Genomic DNA, 16428 nt, shown 5'->3' on the forward strand with positions numbered 1-16428 from the left:
GCTCTTTGTGGTTTTGAATATAGGGAGAGGGTGGAAATGAATACACGAGTCAGTGAGAGTTCTTTTAAAAGGCTCATCCAGTTAGTTGGTTGTGTTTTGATTATAGTGTTGAGCAATAGTCGACTCTCCAATGCTCAAAGCATCGAGTTTCCTACTTGTGTACAGAGCGAGGTTTTGAATACAGAAATCCACCTTTATGTTGATGAATCGGTGTTAGATGAATATTCCAAAGCATTTATAGCCTCTAAAATAGCGACATGGGAAAGCTATTCGAATCTGGTGTTAAAAAACTCCTGCGTCCCAATGACGAGAAAAGTCACTAAGGTGACTTATACGTCTGAAATCGACAGCCTTTGGTTTCAAGATTTGGGCGCAGCAGAGAGGTTATTAAAACTCTCGATGGAAGAACCGATTCCAGAAACAACAGAAGACGGCGTCCCCATTTTTACTGGGATAGTATTTTCTAATTATAATTTTAGCTTTGAGTCTGATTATTGTGGTATGTCTTCTTCGGTATCCTACTTTTTTTCTTTAGCGATAAACTGCCCTGATTACTTAATGGAGCATGAAATTGGCCATTTAAGTGGTGCTAATCATGACTATAAAACGTTATTGAAAGATTTTGATAATATAGAAAGTTACATTTCTGGAACGTATCCAAGAGCTCCTCAATATTCCTTCGGTACAATTTGTGCTGACAGAGGCACAGTGATGTCTTATGAGCGAGATGTTATACCTGCATATTCCAGCCCGGACATCAGAGTAGATGGCACAAAGTGCGGGGATGGCAAATACCACAATAATGCGAGAGTGCTTAGAGAGTTCGCACAAGCTTATTTAACCCCATGATTGCCTAGCTGCTAGATTGGTAGTCATCCGATTTAGTTACTTTATTATTAATGGTTATTATGAGATTAATGACTGCTGTGGTCGCGACTAATCCCTCTAGAACTTAGACCAAGAACCATACCTAAGCACCAAACCAAGGAGAGAAAATGCAGGTAAGTATTAGGCCCGCCATGCCAAGCGAATTGGCAGCCATTTATTCCTTGGTTATCTCAAACGATGAGTGGACGAAGTTTAACGGCCCTTATTTTCCATACTCACCGCCATCACTAGAAGAGTTTGAAAGCCGTTCGTTTCAACGGTTACTCAATGGATCCGACTTACAGTTGGTGGTTGTAGACGATGTGCCTGTAGGAACCGTCAGTTGTTATTGGGAGTGTGAAGAGACACGTTGGCTTGAAGTCGGAGTAGTCATTTACAACTCCGACTATTGGGGGAAGGGTATTGCTGCGTTAGCTCTTCCTCTTTGGGTATCTTACCTATTCGAAAACAAGCAGATAGAGCGTGTCGGTTTAACCACTTGGTCGGGTAATCCGCGGATGATGTCACTAGCTCTTAAATTAGGCTTCCAGCAAGAAGCTAGGCTAAGAAAAGTGCGTTATTACCAAGGCGAGTATTATGACTCGATTAAGTATGGTCTATTGCGTTCTGAGTGGCTGGAAAGCAAATAGCCATAATTTGAGTTAGCTTGTTGTTTTACTGAACTTTATAAGTCGTGGAGTTCAAAGTAGTCACTTGTGATCTTTAAATCTAAGACGGGCGTATTTCTTCCAGTTTATTAAGGAAGAGTATGCATGATGCTATCTAAAGAGAATGAATCAAGAATTATCGAAATGGCGTGGGAAGACAGAACGCCGTTTGAAGCAATAGAACTGCAATTTGGTTTAAATGAATCGGAAGTGATTCGTTTTATGCGTAGCCATCTCAAGCTTGGCAGTTTTAAGCTGTGGCGTTCACGTGTTTCTGGGCGCTCGACCAAGCATGTAAAACTACGCAGTTCGGACGTTTCGAGAGGTTATTGTCCGACTCAATACAAGCACCGCTAGATAGGGACTTATTTAGTCAGCCCAAATGACATTTGATTGTGGAACAAGAAAGGTGGCGCAATGCACTGGACGCACAAAGACCCTCGTAATCATCACACTCATGGTTGGTTGAAGCATAACGGGAAAGTATACGAGTAAACACCTCCGAGACTTTTCCCTTCAAGGCTATAAGATAAAAAGGAATTTTGATGTTTAAGCTGGAAACTGACAGGTTGATTCTTCGAGATATGAGTATCGAAGACGAGTGTGCCTTTGTTGCGATCTCTCAAGACGCAAAGTATCAGCGTTTCTATGATGAAAGTGATTGTGAACCTAACAAATATCGAGAGCTAACTCAGTTGTTTGTTGCACAGGCTTTGGAAGTACCACGCCAGTCCTATCAGCTAGCGGTTGAAAGCAAAGACTCGGGGAAGTTTATTGGAACCGTTTGTTTACGTCTTGAAGGCGATAAACAAGCTTCAATGGGCTGCGCTTTATCGAGGGAAACTCAGGGAAAAGGGCTCTCTATCGAAGCGGCTGAAGCACTCGCTGATTTCGGTTTCTCAGAGTTAGGCATACACCGTATCTACGCTGAAACCATCAGCAAGAACTTGGCTGCGATTAAATTATGTAAGTCACTGGGAATGAAACAAGAAGCGTGTTTTAAAGATCATCGATTCTTCAAAGGTCAATGGTGGGATACAGTTGTGTTGGCGGTTCTACGTTCTGATTGGAAAAAGGCTTAGTGATGGAAAGTGAAATGCTCAAATTAACCCCTCCATCATTAAAATACAGCGAAGAGATGTTTGAGGTGATAAATGAGTGCAAGGCCGAGTTTTCCCCATTCTTACCTTGGGTTTCTGATTCTCTAACTAAAGAGCAGCTAGAACTTAACATTCAAGATGCTACCAATAATTTCGCCAACTTTACTGGCGAGTTCTGGTTCAATATTATTGAAAATCAAACAGGGGCATTTATCGGGGCTATTGGCTTTATGATCAGAGACGATACTGTCCCTTACTTTGAAATCGGCTATTGGTTGCGAACATCAAAAACGGGCTTGGGTTACGTGAGTGAAGCTGTCCGAATTATCGAAGAATATGCATTCACTCAAAAAGGTGCGAAAAGAGTCGAAATTAGGATGGCAGGCTCGAATCTTAAAAGTCAGGCCGTGGCCAAACGATGTGGCTATCAACTTGAAGATCGCTTAGCCAATGATCGACGTTTGCCATCAGGAGATATGGACAGCACGCTCGTTTACGCCAAAATAAGCCAGTCTTAAATGTGTGCTGTTGATTCTTAATGTGTGGCACTTTTATTGAGAGAAACCGTAAATTCCCAAGTACTCTGAAAGACCAACATTTAGCGCTTAGTTATCTGGCTCATCGTCTACAGTGACGTCACCATTCATTGAGTTGTAGTCAATGGAAATTCCCGGTACGACTCGATAATGATAGATACACTGATCCGTCTGTATATATTCAGCAATGTAGTCGGTTTCTTCTGGTGAATTGAAACTTGAAATACTAGGTGGATCGAGGAGCAGTGCGCCCCATACCGAAATGCAATCTTCAGCGTTATCTAATCTTGGAGATTCTTCAGGTAAGTGCCATTGCTGGGCTGGATATCCCCATTCATTGAAGTCAAGCTGGCCGGTCGCGGAGTCATCATAGATATGGACATTCGTGGAAGCACCACCACCGTTTGAGGTTAAATTTTTTGAATAGGCAAGATCGACACCTGTTTTAAAAGAGGCTCCAGTGCCTTTTACAACTGCAATATGAGAATCAGTACTTACGTTGAGGAACCTTGGAGCAGCAGTTACGGCGAGTATTCCAAGGATCACAATAACGACAACAAGCTCAATAAGTGTAAAACCGTTCTTTTTCATTTAGCACCTCTTTTAAAGGCCGCTAGTATGCATTATAAGTTACTCTTACCAAAGGGAATATCCTTATTTTAGTGGTAATTTAAATGCTCAATAATGAATGTTGTGATTAAGGTAACTTATATTTTATAAATCCAATGCGTATGGTTTAAGTGCTGTGTATCTCACTTTGATATTAATTTTAGTTCTATGAAGGTTTGGCAATTAATGAATATCGTTGAAACGGTAAAGCTTCATCTTTCAGACGTTGGTTATCCAGAGGCTAGTGTTAAAACAGGGCAGGTTCGATCTATATCGGCGCTCGTTTTTAAAACCATCAAAAATAAAGATATCTCTAATGTTTTGTCCCTGTGTACTCAATTGCTTGAAGAAAGGGATTGGGCGTTAGGTGTTATTGCTTACGACTGGGCTTTTAGAGTAAGAAAACAATATTCGAAAGAAACGTTTCCAATCTTTGAGCATTGGTTAATGGAGTATGTCACTGACTGGAATGATTGTGATGACTTCTGCACTCATGCGTTTGGTGAGTTACTGTCTCAATACAATGAGTTGTTCGAACTCACAACCAAATGGGTCGAACATTCGAATTTTGCTGTACGTAGAGCTGCTGCTGTCATCTTAATCTATCCGATCAATAATGATAAGTACTCAGGTTTGAACCCCTTTAAAGTGGCTGATTTGTTGATTAAAGATGAACATGATCTTGTGCAAAAAGGCTATGGTTGGATGCTAAAAGTGCTCAGTCAAAAAGAGCCTGAATTGGTTATTCGTTATTTAAAGGCTAACCATGCCGTAATGCCACGAGTCGCTTTTCGCTACGCGATTGAAAAGTTGAACGATAAAACTAAGCGAGAGCTAATGTCACTTTAACCACTGGTACTCCTCAAATCATAAGTAGAATCCGGTGTGACTAATTATAACGATTAAAATAGGAATCCAAGGTGCAAGACCAAACTAGAGGGCTCGATGAAGACGGATTTATTCAAAATCTTTATTCGCCAAAGAACATTGCGCCTGAATTTCAAGACGTGGTGTCAGCAGTCGTTGATTCGCTGCTAAGAGAGCTTCCAGGTCAAGTTGATGGTATCTACTTGTATGGAAGCGTGCCTGGAGGAACGGCCATTGTTGGTCGCTCTGATTTGGATGTTTCTATCGTACTCGCTACGCCTGTTGGTCAGAGAGAAAAGGAAGTATTTAACCTACTTTCCGGCACCATACCCCAAACCTATCCGCAAGTGACTAAGCTTGATATTGATCCAGGGTATCTCTCAGAGGTTCTGCAGCCCAACGAAGAATTCCATTGGCAGTTTTGGCTCAAGCATTGCTGCTGTTGTGTTTGGGGGAATGATTTATCTAATGAGTTCCCACTATACAAACCAAGCATTGAAATCGCTCAAGCTCTCAATGGTGACTTGTCTACTTTTCTTGAGCAAATGCCCTCGAGTTTCAAAACAATGACTGATGCGGATGTCGCTAAGGTGATTGGAAAGAAGTTGGTTCGAGTTGCGTATTACTTTGTGGCTGAGCAAGACGGCAGCTGGTACACCAACCTGAGCCAGTGTGCTGCAGTCGCCAAGCGCTATTACTCCAATCAAAGCGACGATATTGAGCTAGCTCATCAATACGCTCTCGGAAATTTGATATCTAAAACAGAAGCTTTTGAATTGTATGAAAGGCTGAGTAAAAAGCTTGTTGTAAATTAAGCATTAACACAAGCTAGAACAACAAACTTAACTACCTTTGTAACGGCTTTAGGAAAATTAGATGGATGTCCACGAGTGTGTTTCTTTTATCATGCTGAAGGAATCGCAGGTATTACTAGAAAAGCGTAGTGAGTCTAGGGAGACCGATCCCGGTTTAATCACTATACCTGGCGGCCATATTGAACACGGTGAAAACCAGGTTCAGGCGCTGTTTCGTGAACTTGATGAAGAGCTTAATGTTGTTCCGATTGATTACCAATACTTGTGTTCGCTTTACCATCCTACGAAGGAACTTCAGTTGATTCATTATTTTATCGTGAGTGACTGGAAAGGAGATATCACCGCTCAAGAGACTGATGATGTTAAGTGGTATTCACTAGGTTCAGCTCCTGTTGGTATAGCAGCCGATGGTATTGCTTTGAAAGAAGTAGAGCGCGTGGGTAGGTATCTTTAGTTTGGATTCGATAAGATGTTTTGGACGTTTTTTGAGGGCTCAAAAACGGTGAAACCCCGATGTTGGTAGCATCGGGGTTTCGAATTTCTAGATTTCTCGACTGGTAAGATCGATTATCTTTTCTATGCAGAAGGCTGGATTAATCCAATCTTATTCCTTGGTAGGGAATTAGATACGGATGAAGTCCATGTGCTCAACTTTTGGCTTGAACGCGTGACGTTGAACGTCTTGTGGCTTAACCTTAACTTCTGCGCCGTCAATCAGTAGAGTGATTGCTTCGTAGAATTCAGGCTTATCCATTTGGTTGATCACTTCAGCGTGAACAAGTTCGATAGCTACAGCTTCAGCTTCGCCACCGTAGATTACAGCTGGGAATTTACCAGCGTGACGTAGGCGGCGGCTCGCACCTTTACCTAGTTCAGTACGTACTACTGCTTCAAATTTCATAGTTTTACTCTCAAATTAGTAAAAATTAACTTCACACCTCAATGCGACCTTGAGTGTGTGGTAATGCTTAAACATAAAAGTTCATGCTTAAGCGAGCGCGGATACTAACATCACATTCCAATATGAGCAAGTCAGAAGCCCATCTCAAAGTGAATTTCCTTCGATAATGGGTTCGTTTGGAGATAAAACGTTCGCTAACGCTTGTTTAGCGCATTTTACTCCCTTTTACATCGCAATCCTTATCTATTTATATCACTGCTAAATCATCAAGTTAATGAACGGAAAATGAATGTTTGCCTAAGACTTGGTTAAGTCTTAGTTCGTTAATCTTAGTGTCAATTAAACAGCAGAATGAATAGGTGAAAATATGGAACCGGTAAGCATTGTCGTAATTACGCTAAACGAAGAGAAACGCATTAGCCGCTTAATGGAAGAGTTGAGCGTGCAAACCCACCAAGAGTTTGAAGTGATTGTTGTCGACTCGAACAGTGAAGATAACACCAGAGAAGTCGCACAAGCCTATGAAAGTGCATTGCCAAAACTGACAGTCCACCATATGCAAGAACGCGGTGTTAGCCTTGGTCGAAACACCGGGGCTGCTTTGGCGCAATACAACAGAATCCTTTTCTTGGATGCCGACGTAAGCCTGCCTCGTAACTTCCTTGCGAAGGCGCTTTATGAGTTAGAAGAGAACAAGCTTGAAGTTGCTGGCGTATACATGAGTTCAAAAGGGCTGCAACTGGTTCATAAACTCGGTTATGGGCTGTTTAATGCGGGCTTATTTGCGACGCAGTTCTTTTTCCCAACCGCGATTGGCGCGTGTATTTTCTCAACCAAAAGAGCACATGAAGAGATCGGTGGTTTCGATGAAGAGATTGTCCTTTGTGAGGACTGTGATTATGTAAAACGTGCGAGCAAAACATGGCGATTTAGATTCCTAAATATGACCTTTGGCTTTGACCCACGTCGATTAGATCAAGATGGCGTTGTGAAGACAGGCTCTACTTATCTTAAAGCCAATGTAAGACGCTTCTTTAAAGGCGAAATGCGTAACAACGAGATGAACTACAAGTTCGGTCATTACAAAGAACAGTAAGCATTGAGGTTGTTATGTTTGATGGACTAGGGTTGTTTCTGGGAGCATTGGGTGATGCTCTCATTGGCCCAAACCTATTTGTACCGGGAGAGCCGTTCTTTATCGCAGCGGGCTTTCAACTGTATTCAGGTGCATGGATGGCGTTGGTTTTGGTGATGCTAGGTGGTTTGCTTGGTGATCAACTCAGTTATTTCATTGGTTATAAATACGGTGTTAAGGTGCAACGAAGGCTCATTAAGTTTCGCCCTAAAACCAAAAGATTAATTGCGCGCTGCCGCTATCTGGTTGCTCGCAAAGGCACATACATCATTCTTTTTGCTCGTTTATTAGGGCCTATCGCTTGGGTTGTGCCATTTATAGCTGGCTCGCATCGTGTACCGTGGCGTAATTTTAGTGTGTTGGCGTTTATCGGTTTGGCCCTTGGTGGAGGGCAGTTCATTGCTTGGGGCATGTTACTGGCGCACGGCGTTGAAAACTTCCCGTGGCTTAATAGCCTTAAGATATTTATCTCGGAGCATAATAGCTTGATCGTTGGTGTGTTCGCGGTATTAGTCTTCACCATTATCGGTTACCGAATGAAGTGGCGATGCTTAGTACTTAAGTCTAGTGCGCTGTTGTTGGCGTGGGTATTGTTTGCGAACTACGCTCACTTTTTCTGGAAAGCGGATGACTTTCAGAATCAACCAGAGACGGCTCAAATAAACAAAGTCGACTGGAACTCGGTTACCTATAAAGCGTTCCCCGGTAAATCTTCGTTCTACTCGGCGCAAGCGATCAACGTAATTTATGTTGGAGCAACCCCAAGAGACTTAATGAAGCAATTAGGCTGGATAGAGAATCAAACCTTCTCTCGAAATGAGATTGAATGGGTTGGTTATCTCGCATTGCTTAGAGAAAAAACGCCGCCAGTGTCTGATTTATATTGGCGAGACAAGCCGCAAGATATGGCTTTTCAATTGCCGGGTAACCTGATGAAGCGCAGCCATATTCGTTGGTGGCGTGCAGGTGTTGATATTAAAACTAACCAGCCTCAGTGGTTAGGCGCAATTAGCTATGATGATGGCCTTAAAGTCACGCCTTACTCAGGCATTGTGACCGTGCTTCATAACATTGACCCTAATGTTGATGAAGAGCGAGATCGGCTTGCTAATCAGATACGAACGTTACTACCAGACATCGAGTTAGACAAGTACCCATTAGCAACGGTGGAAGTGATCAATGACGATCATGACTATTACACTGATGGCCGGGTATTAACGATTGGAGCAACGACCCTTAGTGATAATTCACAAACTTTGGATGTTGCTGTGAACGATATATAGAGTTGTATATAAGGTCGATAGAATTAAGCCCTAGCATTACGTTAGGGCTTATTGTGTTTAACTTTTACTTAGCTTGTTCAGCCTTTACTTACTTTAAGCACCAGAGAAGCTTTTAAGCCGCCCATTGAGCTCTTGCTGAGCGTTAGGCTGCCTCGGTAACTGTGTGCCATTTCATTTACGATATTAAGCCCTAAGCCTGTTCCTGGTGTGGTTTCATCAAGTCGGACGCCACGTTTGGTCACTTGCTCAAGCTTCTCTTCAGGAATGCCTTGGCCATCATCTTCAATCACCAACTCTATGTTGCCATCGTCGAGTTCATTTGCATGGACGCGAATAATGCTGCCCGCCCACTTGTAACTGTTCTCGAGTAGGTTGCCGACCATTTCATCAAGGTCGGTTTTTTCTACTGCCACTTCAATCTCAGAGTCTAGCTCGTTAATCATGGTGACTTCATTGGCAGCGTAGACTTTATCAAACGCCATTGAGATAGCTTCGACACGCTCACAAGGTGAAGACTTCACCGAAAGAATGTTCATTGCACCTGCCATACGAGCGCGGCCAAGGTGATAATCAATTTGGCTTTGAATCTGATGAATGGGCTGTTGCAGCAGTGCCTTGTCATCCTCTGGAAGTCGCTCTATCTCATTTTTTAGAACTGAAAGCGGTGTTTTCAACGCATGAGATAAGTTACCCGCGTGGTTACGAGCTCGTTCTAATAACTCTTGATAGTGAAAGAGCAGGGCATTGAGGTCAGAGACTAATGGAGAAACCTCTTTCGGGTAGTTATCGCTTAACCCTTCTTGCTCGCCGTTTCTTAGCATTACCAGTTCGCGTTGCATCTTGCTGAGCGGTAATAACGACCAACTGACTTGAATACCGATCAACATCAGCACGCCAACAAACAGCAACATTAGGATCAACCAGACTTGACCAGTAAGCTCTGTCAGTGTGGATTCTAATGGATCTTCATCAATACCAATGGTGATCGTGACAGGGTCGCTCAGTTCAGGCAGGTAGATATCTTGCTCGATGTAAATCAACTTTTCTTTCTCTGGCCCTTTGACTGATGTGTGAATCGGTGAACGCTTGATGGTGAGGTCTTTATCCCATAGCGAGCGAGATCGAATGATCTGCTCTTGGGTAGCGGCGCGCCAATAAATACCACTGTAGGGCTGGTTGAACCTAGGATCAGACAGACGCTCTGCCATGATCAGGTTACCACTGTCATTGGTTTCGATATTGGCGGTTAACTCATCCATGGTTAAGCCAAGCTGCTGCTTCATGTCATCGACGAGGTAGTCGTTAACCAGTTTCGGAATCCCGACACCAGCCGCTAATATCATCGCACCTAGCCAAAAAGCCGCAGCAAGGAGCAAGCGGCTTTTTAAACTGATGTTTTTAAGTGTTCGTTTCTTTAGATTCATGCATTTCCAACCTGCCTTTGCTCATCGTAACTTATCGTATTGCGATGATCAGAACAGGCTGTCCACTTAATTAATGGTTGCTCTTGGCGTGATTGACGACTGAGCTATTCAGCATTCAGTTGGTAGCCAAGGCCACGAACGGTTTTGATGATCTTTGGTGCGATTTTCTTACGAATACGACCGATGAACACTTCAACCGTGTTTGAGTCTCGGTCGAAGTCTTGCTTGTAGATATGCTCAACCAACTCAGTGCGCGAGATAACCTTGTTTTGGTTATGCATGAAGTACGCGACAACTTTATATTCCAGCGCCGTGAGGCTAACTGCTTGACCTTGCCACAACACTTTAGAACTGCGTGTGTCTAGGCTTAGATCACCGATTTGAAGTATCGGAGCAGCACTGCCTGATGCTCGGCGCAGTTGAGCTCGGATACGGGCAATCAGCTCGACCATCTCAAATGGCTTAGTTAGGTAGTCATCAGCACCGGCGTTCAAGCCCTCAACACGTTGAGTTAGCGTGTCACGAGCACTTAAGATAATCACTGGCGTGTTGATGTTTTCGTCTCGAATGCCTTTTAATACCGTTAGGCCGTCAAGCTTAGGTAAACCTAAATCGAGGACAATCGCGTCCCATTCTTCTGACGTTGCACGGTAGAGTGCGTCGATACCATCTTGAGAGAGCTCTGGAACCCAGTCGGCCCCCTCAAGTGTTTCAATAATTTGTTGGCCCAAACGAGGCTCATCTTCAACGACTAAAATTTTCATAATTGTTCTTCTAATTTCTTCTAATGACTGTTCGTCGTGCTTAGCTCTTCGTCGTACGTAACTAGTCGCCGTGTTTAATTGCGTCTTTAAAGTTGCGGCCTTTGATCATAAGCATTTCTAACGTCTCAGCGTTGTATTCGACTTTGATGATGTTGTTTTGGTAATTGATTTTTAGTTCATACACCCAAATGTCGTCATCTTCTTCTAGTTCTACTTTAATGATTCTGCCATGAAGATCGTTTTCAACCGCCGCATACATTTCTGAGAAAGGGCGAATGTAGCCTTCTCGTACAGCTTCGTAGACTTCGTCTTGATCTTCTTCAAATTCGATGCTGGTTCCTGCTTTATGAACGTCCTGCACTAATTCATGACCATTATGATGTGAGTCAGCCCATGCGCCAGCAGAAACAAATAAGCCTAAGCTTATAGAAAACAAAGAAATCATAGCTTTACTAAACATAGCGAATCCTAGAGAAGGTTGATAGCGTTCAGTATAAAAAAGTAATTCTGAACAGAAAGTGAACCTGATTAATAATGAGAATTTGATACCGAAAAACTTAACGCTTAAATGGCGCAGGCTTTAATACATAAGATTAATTGCCGAGTGTTAAGAACGTAAGACTTACTTTTATTCTTAACCTTAACGCTGCTGTAGTTCGTCTTCGAATATCTTGTCTCTCATTTTCCAAAAGCGTCCGACTTTACGGGCAATCACGAATTGAGGTGGGCGGAATCTATGTTGGTGAGCAACCACACTCGTCGGTGAGGCTTCTTCGAAAGGGCGATGTCTGTCTGCAAGGTGAGGGCGAACAAACTGGTCTTTGAAGTTCTGCTTCTGCTTTTTGCTGGTTAATGACCAAAACTCATGCACTTGCGCTTGGTTTTCTCCGCGATAGGTGACCTTAAGTTGTGATTTACCTTTCTCGTCTTTAAGCACGTTGAGGTCCATTTCCAAGCATTCAAATACCAAGGCATCTTTTAGGTTCAGTGCTTCTTTTAGCTTTTTGTCTGGGTCGACTAAGGTTGCATCGCACTCATGACAAATGCGCGCAGCAATGTCATTATCAGCACCACATTCACCGCAATATTTCGCTCGGAAGCGATAATTACAGTGCTCGCGCTCGCCCGTGTCTTCATCGGTAAAGTAGCCTTGGCATTTGCGCCCAAAGTGCTCAAGCAAGAAGCCATTGCTGTCTAGCTTGCCCCAAAAGTTATTATTGAAGCCGCACGCAGGGCAAGGGATGGTGATGATTTCACTGTCTGAATCGGGTTTAGGGTCGCCAACCTCAGGTTGGTAGAGGTCGTAACTGTTGCCCGCATAGTCGAGCACCAAACACTCTTTTTTACCCGGAGATAGGCGTAAGCCACGGCCAACGATTTGTTGATACAAACTGATGGATTCTGTCGGGCGCAAAATCGCGATTAAATCGACGTGTGGCGCATCAAAACCTGTGGTTAATACCGATACGTTAACCAAGAACTTGATTTTACGTTCTTTGAAGTCGCTGATAATTTGGTCACGTTCGAGAGTTGGTGTATCACCAATCACAATTGAAGCTTCACCTTCTGGCAATAAGCCGAGGATCTCTTGCGCGTGTCGAACGGTCGCAGCGAATACCATGATGCCTAGTTTATCTTGGGCTAGGTGAATAATCTGATCGACAATCTGTGGGGTCGCTCGTTTCGATTGCTCGATCACCATGTCGAGTTCTGCTTCTTTGTAGCGACCAGTGCTCGCGGGCTTTAACTGCGAAAAGTCATAGCTCAACACGGGTGCATCAATCATGCGTGCAGGAGTTAAGAAACCTTCATCGAGCAGGTAACGAATCGGCAGCTCAAAGATACAGTCGCGGAAGAAACGTGGCTCATCTGAACGCACTTGACCGCGAGTGTGGTATTGATAAATCCAACCCATCCCAAGACGATATGGGGTCGCTGTTAATCCAAGCACCTTGATGCCCGAATTATTCTCGCGTAAGTGAGTGATGACTTTCTGATAACTACTGGTCTTTTCATCGGGAACACGGTGGCATTCGTCGATAACCAACAGCGAAAATTGGTTAGAGAATGAATCGAGATTTCGCACCACAGATTGCACCGAAGCAAACACGACTTGTTGGTCGGTCTCTTTGCGTCCTAAACCCGCAGAGAAAATCGAGCCTTTCAGCCCGTAACCTTCATACTTTTCATGGTTCTGTTCAACCAACTCTTTTACGTGAGCAAGCACCAACACTCGACCTTTCGCAAGCCTTGCTAACTCTGCAATCACAAGGCTTTTTCCTGCACCTGTCGGAAGCACGAGCACTGCCGGAGTTTGGTGTTTTCTGAAGTAATGAATCACTGATTTTACAGAATCAGCTTGGTACGGGCGGAGTGTATACATATCGCGTCTTGTAAGAAGGAAAACAAATAGTGTGAAATAGCTCAACTAATTGAGCAAAGGTGACTATAATACCCGACTTAGATTAGTTGAGGTATTCATGCGTTTAGATAAATTTCTGTGCGATGCATTAGGCGTCACTCGAAGAGAAGCAACACACTTATTAAAATCCAAGGCAGTGACAGTAAATGATGTCATTCAAAAAAGCGGTTCACTCAAGGTAACTGAAGAGTGCGTTGTGGAATGGCAAGGCAATGAACTGAATGTTCACGGCCCACGTTACATCATGCTTTATAAGCCAGAAGGCTTTGTTTGTTCGCATGAAGATGGCGCAAATCGTATCGCGTTTGAATTACTTGATGAAATCAAAATGGACAAGCTGCACTTTGCTGGTCGTCTAGATATTGATACAACAGGTCTTGTGTTGATTACAGACGATGGTAAGTGGTCTCACCGTATCACTTCGCCAAAGCACAAGTGCGAGAAGACGTACCGTGTGTGGTTGGTTGAACCTGTTGAAGACGATTACGTTGAAAAATTCAAAGAGGGCATCCAGCTTAAGAGCGAAGATGGCCTAACACTTCCTGCACACCTAGAAGTTCGTGCAGAGCGTGAAGTGCTGCTAACGATTCACGAAGGCAAATACCACCAAGTTAAACGTATGTTTGCTGCTCTTGGTAACAAGGTAGAAGCACTACACCGTGAACGTATTGGCGAAATTGAGATGGACGAATCTTTAGAGTTAGGTGAATACCGTTACCTAACGCAAGAAGAAGTCGATTCAATCTGGAAGTAGTCCTTAGCTAGAAGTTGCTCTTAACAAGAAATTGTTCTTAACAAGAGACCACTTTTGCTGGAAATAGCCCTTTCGTTGTAAAGCCGACCATGGATAGCGTCGGCTGATGATGTTGACTGGTACTAGGAAAGTCTCAGCCAATCTTTGACTCGCGTACTCACGCTAGTCCCTAGCTCTATCAGTTGAACATTCGGAGAACCATGCAAACATCGACCTCACAGAGCCAAAGCTCCCAACTAGAAACACCTCAATTAGGCTTAGTGCTGTTTTTGATTCTAGGTGCGATTGGTGCACTTACTCCGCTAGCCATTGATATGTATCTGCCAGCGATGCCGACCATTGCTAAAGATCTTGGTGTGACGGCGGGTGAGGTACAAATCACGCTAACAGCCTATACCGCAGGTTTCGCGCTGGGGCAGTTGCTGCATGGCCCGTTGGCGGATAGCTATGGTCGCAAGCCTGTACTGCTTATTGGTGTGTTCTTGTTTGCTATCGCTTCTATGGTGAGTGCGACAACTCATGGCATTGAAGCGCTGACTTACATCCGTACCGCTCAAGGTTTTGCTGGTGCTGCGGCGGCCGTTATCATCCAAGCGGTGGTAAGAGATATGTTCGATCGTGAAGATTTCGCAAGAACCATGTCTTTCGTTACTTTGGTGATGACAGTTGCGCCATTGGTTGCTCCGATGATTGGCGGTTACTTAGCGTTGTGGTTCGGTTGGCGTTCAATTTTCTGGGTTCTGGCTATTTTTGCGGTGATCGTGATTCTGGCGGTATCGATGAAGATCCCAGAAACGCTTCCTGCAGAAAACCGACAACCATTGCGCTTTAAAACCACGATTCGTAATTACGCCCGTTTATGTAAAAACCCGACCGCTATGGGCTTGATTTTCTCGGGTGCATTCTCGTTCTCTGGGATGTTTGCATTCTTAACTGCAGGCTCTTTTGTCTACATTGATGTCTATGGCGTACGTCCTGACCTGTTTGGTTACCTATTTGGTCTGAACATTGTTGCGATGATTCTGATGACGACAATCAATGGTCGAATCGTTAAGAAGGTCGGTTCTCATACAATGTTGAGGGCAGCGTTGGTCATCCAATTACTGGCTGGCGTAGGTTTACTTGTCGGTTGGGCGCTGGATCTCGGGCTTTGGGGAATCGTGCCGTTTGTGATGCTATTTATTGGCACCATCTCTACTATCGGCAGTAACTCTATGGGTCTATTGCTCAGTGGTTATCCAAACATGGCAGGCACGGCTTCATCGCTTGCGGGAACATTAAGATTTGGTACTGGTTCTGTCGTTGGGGCTATCGTTGCGATGCTGCCAAGTGACAGTGCTGGGTCTATGGCTATGGTAATGGCTGCATGTGCAGTAATGTCAGCATTACTATATTGGACATTAGGAAAGAAGGCATAATGTCAAAATACTATATTGAAATTCAGAAGTTAGTGAATGATGCGCTAGGCGAGCTATATGCTCTACATAAGTCTGGCAAGGCCATTGACGCACCTATCGCGAACAACCTTTATTTGGTTCGTTGGGTAACAAAGGCAATTAAATCCCAAGCTTATGATCGCGTGATTGTGCCTGACTTGGTTCGCTGGCAGAAACAGGGTCGCTCAAAAGGCAATAACTCTGATTTAACTTTTACCTTTAAACGTATTTCTGCGTTTTACGGGCGTTTTTTCCCTGAAGGCGAAGATCCTAAAGTGCTTAAAGACAGTGATGTTGAAGCATTCATGGACAAAATGTACGAGATGGGTTGGAGCGTATCGAGTGAAGATGAGCTAACGACTGGCGGCAAGATTCAATTCTTCACCGATGGTGAGCACTCTTTTGCTTTGTGTGGCAAACAGTGTGACGACTCTTTCGACGGTGAGTTGATGGTTAAGCCAATGAACTGGTTTGTTCGTGGTAACCACGCTGAGTTCATTCAAGCAGCGATGGAAGCGGGTTTCATGCTTCACAAAGTAACGGACTATAAGTCTGCGGTGAAGTATCACGGTGAATACATCGTTTACCCTGTTAACCAAGGCAACCAACTTGCAGAGATCCCAATTAGCGTTATTGGCTAGTAACGGATTCGGGATACGAGATGAGAGATATGAAGAGCGGAATTATCCGCTCTTTTTTTGCCTCTCATAGCGCGTGTCGCTAATTTGCTTTTAGTCTTTTCGCATCTCGACACTCGAATCCCGCATCTGCTTTTAATCTTTTCGCATCCCGTTACCCGAATCTCGCATCTGCTTTTAATCTTTTCTCATCTCGACACTCGAATCTC

General features: G+C 43.8%; 19 protein-coding genes and 1 pseudogene. 14 read left to right on the forward strand and 6 right to left on the reverse strand.

All coding sequences use genetic code 11. The features are described from left to right. The first annotated feature begins 36 nt into the window (after positions 1–36). From AB6E54_RS01755 to AB6E54_RS01780, 6 genes and pseudogenes are all read left to right on the forward strand, one after another. Positions 37–849 (forward strand): hypothetical protein, encoded by an 813-nt coding sequence (locus AB6E54_RS01755; RefSeq protein ID WP_372106213.1) that lies wholly within the window; start codon positions 37–39, stop codon positions 847–849. A gap of 146 nt (positions 850–995) precedes the next feature. Then, positions 996–1517, forward strand: coding sequence for a GNAT family N-acetyltransferase (locus tag AB6E54_RS01760; RefSeq protein WP_017065383.1), 522 nt, complete (start codon positions 996–998; stop codon positions 1515–1517). Between the two features lie 123 nt (positions 1518–1640). Then, positions 1641–1892 carry a TIGR03643 family protein gene (locus AB6E54_RS01765; RefSeq protein WP_017065384.1) on the forward strand — a complete coding sequence of 84 codons (252 nt, stop codon included), beginning with the start codon at positions 1641–1643 and terminating at the stop codon, positions 1890–1892. Between the two features lie 39 nt (positions 1893–1931). Beyond that, positions 1932–2030, forward strand: a pseudogene (locus AB6E54_RS01770) (DUF3465 domain-containing protein); the annotation flags it as partial. A 50-nt stretch (positions 2031–2080) separates the two neighbouring features. After that, positions 2081–2617: a GNAT family N-acetyltransferase gene (locus AB6E54_RS01775; RefSeq protein WP_372106214.1), complete on the forward strand. Its 537-nt coding sequence runs from the start codon at positions 2081–2083 to the stop codon at positions 2615–2617. A 2-nt stretch (positions 2618–2619) separates the two neighbouring features. Then, positions 2620–3153 carry a GNAT family N-acetyltransferase gene (locus tag AB6E54_RS01780; protein ID WP_372102259.1) on the forward strand — a complete coding sequence of 178 codons (534 nt, stop codon included), beginning with the start codon at positions 2620–2622 and terminating at the stop codon, positions 3151–3153. Between the two features lie 87 nt (positions 3154–3240). Here AB6E54_RS01780 and AB6E54_RS01785 read toward each other — a convergent pair whose 3' ends face one another. Continuing rightward, the gene (locus tag AB6E54_RS01785) at positions 3241–3762 is read right to left on the reverse strand and encodes a type II secretion system protein (RefSeq protein ID WP_372106215.1); all 522 of its coding nucleotides are present in this window, start codon (positions 3760–3762) and stop codon (positions 3241–3243) included. Positions 3763–3966: 204 nt separating this feature from the next. Here AB6E54_RS01785 and AB6E54_RS01790 point away from each other — a divergent pair, with 204 nt between their 5' ends. The 3 genes from AB6E54_RS01790 to AB6E54_RS01800 all read left to right on the forward strand — a co-directional run bounded on the left by AB6E54_RS01790 (position 3967) and on the right by AB6E54_RS01800 (position 5916). Beyond that, positions 3967–4629, forward strand: a complete 663-nt coding sequence (locus tag AB6E54_RS01790) for a DNA alkylation repair protein (RefSeq protein WP_229649101.1) — start codon at positions 3967–3969, stop codon at positions 4627–4629. 71 nt (positions 4630–4700) lie between these two features. Next, the gene (locus AB6E54_RS01795) at positions 4701–5462 is read left to right on the forward strand and encodes a nucleotidyltransferase domain-containing protein (RefSeq protein WP_372106216.1); all 762 of its coding nucleotides are present in this window, start codon (positions 4701–4703) and stop codon (positions 5460–5462) included. Between the two features lie 61 nt (positions 5463–5523). Further along, the gene (locus tag AB6E54_RS01800) at positions 5524–5916 is read left to right on the forward strand and encodes an NUDIX hydrolase (RefSeq protein ID WP_017060354.1); all 393 of its coding nucleotides are present in this window, start codon (positions 5524–5526) and stop codon (positions 5914–5916) included. Positions 5917–6084: 168 nt separating this feature from the next. Here AB6E54_RS01800 and rplY read toward each other — a convergent pair whose 3' ends face one another. Next, entirely contained in the window at positions 6085–6363 is a 279-nt protein-coding gene (gene rplY / locus AB6E54_RS01805) for a 50S ribosomal protein L25 (protein WP_048658383.1), read from the reverse strand. Between the two features lie 367 nt (positions 6364–6730). Between rplY and AB6E54_RS01810 the strand changes: the two genes are divergently transcribed. Continuing rightward, positions 6731–7459: a glycosyltransferase gene (locus tag AB6E54_RS01810; RefSeq protein ID WP_065583898.1), complete on the forward strand. Its 729-nt coding sequence runs from the start codon at positions 6731–6733 to the stop codon at positions 7457–7459. A 14-nt stretch (positions 7460–7473) separates the two neighbouring features. Continuing rightward, the gene (locus AB6E54_RS01815) at positions 7474–8781 is read left to right on the forward strand and encodes an LssY C-terminal domain-containing protein (protein WP_017070602.1); all 1308 of its coding nucleotides are present in this window, start codon (positions 7474–7476) and stop codon (positions 8779–8781) included. Between the two features lie 77 nt (positions 8782–8858). Here the strand turns inward: AB6E54_RS01815 and AB6E54_RS01820 are convergent, their stop codons facing one another. The 4 genes from AB6E54_RS01820 to AB6E54_RS01835 form a co-directional block, all read right to left on the reverse strand. Continuing rightward, positions 8859–10205 (reverse strand): ATP-binding protein, encoded by a 1347-nt coding sequence (locus AB6E54_RS01820; protein ID WP_017066077.1) that lies wholly within the window; start codon positions 10203–10205, stop codon positions 8859–8861. Between the two features lie 104 nt (positions 10206–10309). Continuing rightward, the gene (locus AB6E54_RS01825; protein WP_017060377.1) at positions 10310–10969 is read right to left on the reverse strand and encodes a response regulator transcription factor; all 660 of its coding nucleotides are present in this window, start codon (positions 10967–10969) and stop codon (positions 10310–10312) included. A 61-nt stretch (positions 10970–11030) separates the two neighbouring features. Further along, positions 11031–11429, reverse strand: coding sequence for a PepSY domain-containing protein (locus tag AB6E54_RS01830; RefSeq protein ID WP_017066076.1), 399 nt, complete (start codon positions 11427–11429; stop codon positions 11031–11033). Between the two features lie 180 nt (positions 11430–11609). Continuing rightward, entirely contained in the window at positions 11610–13352 is a 1743-nt protein-coding gene (locus AB6E54_RS01835) for a DEAD/DEAH box helicase (RefSeq protein WP_372106217.1), read from the reverse strand. Positions 13353–13449: 97 nt separating this feature from the next. Here AB6E54_RS01835 and rsuA point away from each other — a divergent pair, with 97 nt between their 5' ends. The 3 genes from rsuA (at position 13450) to AB6E54_RS01850 (ending at position 16222) form a co-directional block, all read left to right on the forward strand. Further along, positions 13450–14145: a 16S rRNA pseudouridine(516) synthase RsuA gene (gene rsuA, locus AB6E54_RS01840; protein ID WP_017060380.1), complete on the forward strand. Its 696-nt coding sequence runs from the start codon at positions 13450–13452 to the stop codon at positions 14143–14145. A 200-nt stretch (positions 14146–14345) separates the two neighbouring features. Beyond that, positions 14346–15563, forward strand: coding sequence for a Bcr/CflA family multidrug efflux MFS transporter (locus AB6E54_RS01845; RefSeq protein ID WP_102333192.1), 1218 nt, complete (start codon positions 14346–14348; stop codon positions 15561–15563). Next, a complete protein-coding gene (locus AB6E54_RS01850) occupies positions 15563–16222 on the forward strand; it encodes a DUF2913 family protein (protein WP_102333193.1) in 660 nt (219 codons plus the stop codon). Before AB6E54_RS01845 ends, AB6E54_RS01850 begins: the two co-directional genes overlap by 1 nt. Positions 16223–16428: the final 206 nt, after the last annotated feature.

Origin of the sequence: Vibrio sp. 10N.247.311.49 (genome assembly GCF_041467655.1) — a bacterium.
GTDB classification, from domain to species: domain Bacteria; phylum Pseudomonadota; class Gammaproteobacteria; order Enterobacterales; family Vibrionaceae; genus Vibrio; species Vibrio crassostreae_C.

What these genes read in the sequence shown, in the direction of transcription:
- AB6E54_RS01755 (WP_372106213.1), top strand. Translation starts at nt 37, where the DNA reads ATGAATACACGAGTCAGTGAGAGTTCTTTTAAAAGGCTCATCCAGTTA.
- AB6E54_RS01760 (WP_017065383.1), top strand. Translation starts at nt 996, where the DNA reads ATGCAGGTAAGTATTAGGCCCGCCATGCCAAGCGAATTGGCAGCCATT.
- AB6E54_RS01765 (WP_017065384.1), top strand. Translation starts at nt 1,641, where the DNA reads ATGATGCTATCTAAAGAGAATGAATCAAGAATTATCGAAATGGCGTGG.
- AB6E54_RS01775 (WP_372106214.1), top strand. Translation starts at nt 2,081, where the DNA reads ATGTTTAAGCTGGAAACTGACAGGTTGATTCTTCGAGATATGAGTATC.
- AB6E54_RS01780 (WP_372102259.1), top strand. Translation starts at nt 2,620, where the DNA reads ATGGAAAGTGAAATGCTCAAATTAACCCCTCCATCATTAAAATACAGC.
- AB6E54_RS01785 (WP_372106215.1), bottom strand. Translation starts at nt 3,762, where the DNA reads ATGAAAAAGAACGGTTTTACACTTATTGAGCTTGTTGTCGTTATTGTG.
- AB6E54_RS01790 (WP_229649101.1), top strand. Translation starts at nt 3,967, where the DNA reads ATGAATATCGTTGAAACGGTAAAGCTTCATCTTTCAGACGTTGGTTAT.
- AB6E54_RS01800 (WP_017060354.1), top strand. Translation starts at nt 5,524, where the DNA reads ATGGATGTCCACGAGTGTGTTTCTTTTATCATGCTGAAGGAATCGCAG.
- rplY (WP_048658383.1), bottom strand. Translation starts at nt 6,363, where the DNA reads ATGAAATTTGAAGCAGTAGTACGTACTGAACTAGGTAAAGGTGCGAGC.
- AB6E54_RS01810 (WP_065583898.1), top strand. Translation starts at nt 6,731, where the DNA reads ATGGAACCGGTAAGCATTGTCGTAATTACGCTAAACGAAGAGAAACGC.
- AB6E54_RS01815 (WP_017070602.1), top strand. Translation starts at nt 7,474, where the DNA reads ATGTTTGATGGACTAGGGTTGTTTCTGGGAGCATTGGGTGATGCTCTC.
- AB6E54_RS01820 (WP_017066077.1), bottom strand. Translation starts at nt 10,205, where the DNA reads ATGAATCTAAAGAAACGAACACTTAAAAACATCAGTTTAAAAAGCCGC.
- AB6E54_RS01825 (WP_017060377.1), bottom strand. Translation starts at nt 10,969, where the DNA reads ATGAAAATTTTAGTCGTTGAAGATGAGCCTCGTTTGGGCCAACAAATT.
- AB6E54_RS01830 (WP_017066076.1), bottom strand. Translation starts at nt 11,429, where the DNA reads ATGTTTAGTAAAGCTATGATTTCTTTGTTTTCTATAAGCTTAGGCTTA.
- AB6E54_RS01835 (WP_372106217.1), bottom strand. Translation starts at nt 13,352, where the DNA reads ATGTATACACTCCGCCCGTACCAAGCTGATTCTGTAAAATCAGTGATT.
- rsuA (WP_017060380.1), top strand. Translation starts at nt 13,450, where the DNA reads ATGCGTTTAGATAAATTTCTGTGCGATGCATTAGGCGTCACTCGAAGA.
- AB6E54_RS01845 (WP_102333192.1), top strand. Translation starts at nt 14,346, where the DNA reads ATGCAAACATCGACCTCACAGAGCCAAAGCTCCCAACTAGAAACACCT.
- AB6E54_RS01850 (WP_102333193.1), top strand. Translation starts at nt 15,563, where the DNA reads ATGTCAAAATACTATATTGAAATTCAGAAGTTAGTGAATGATGCGCTA.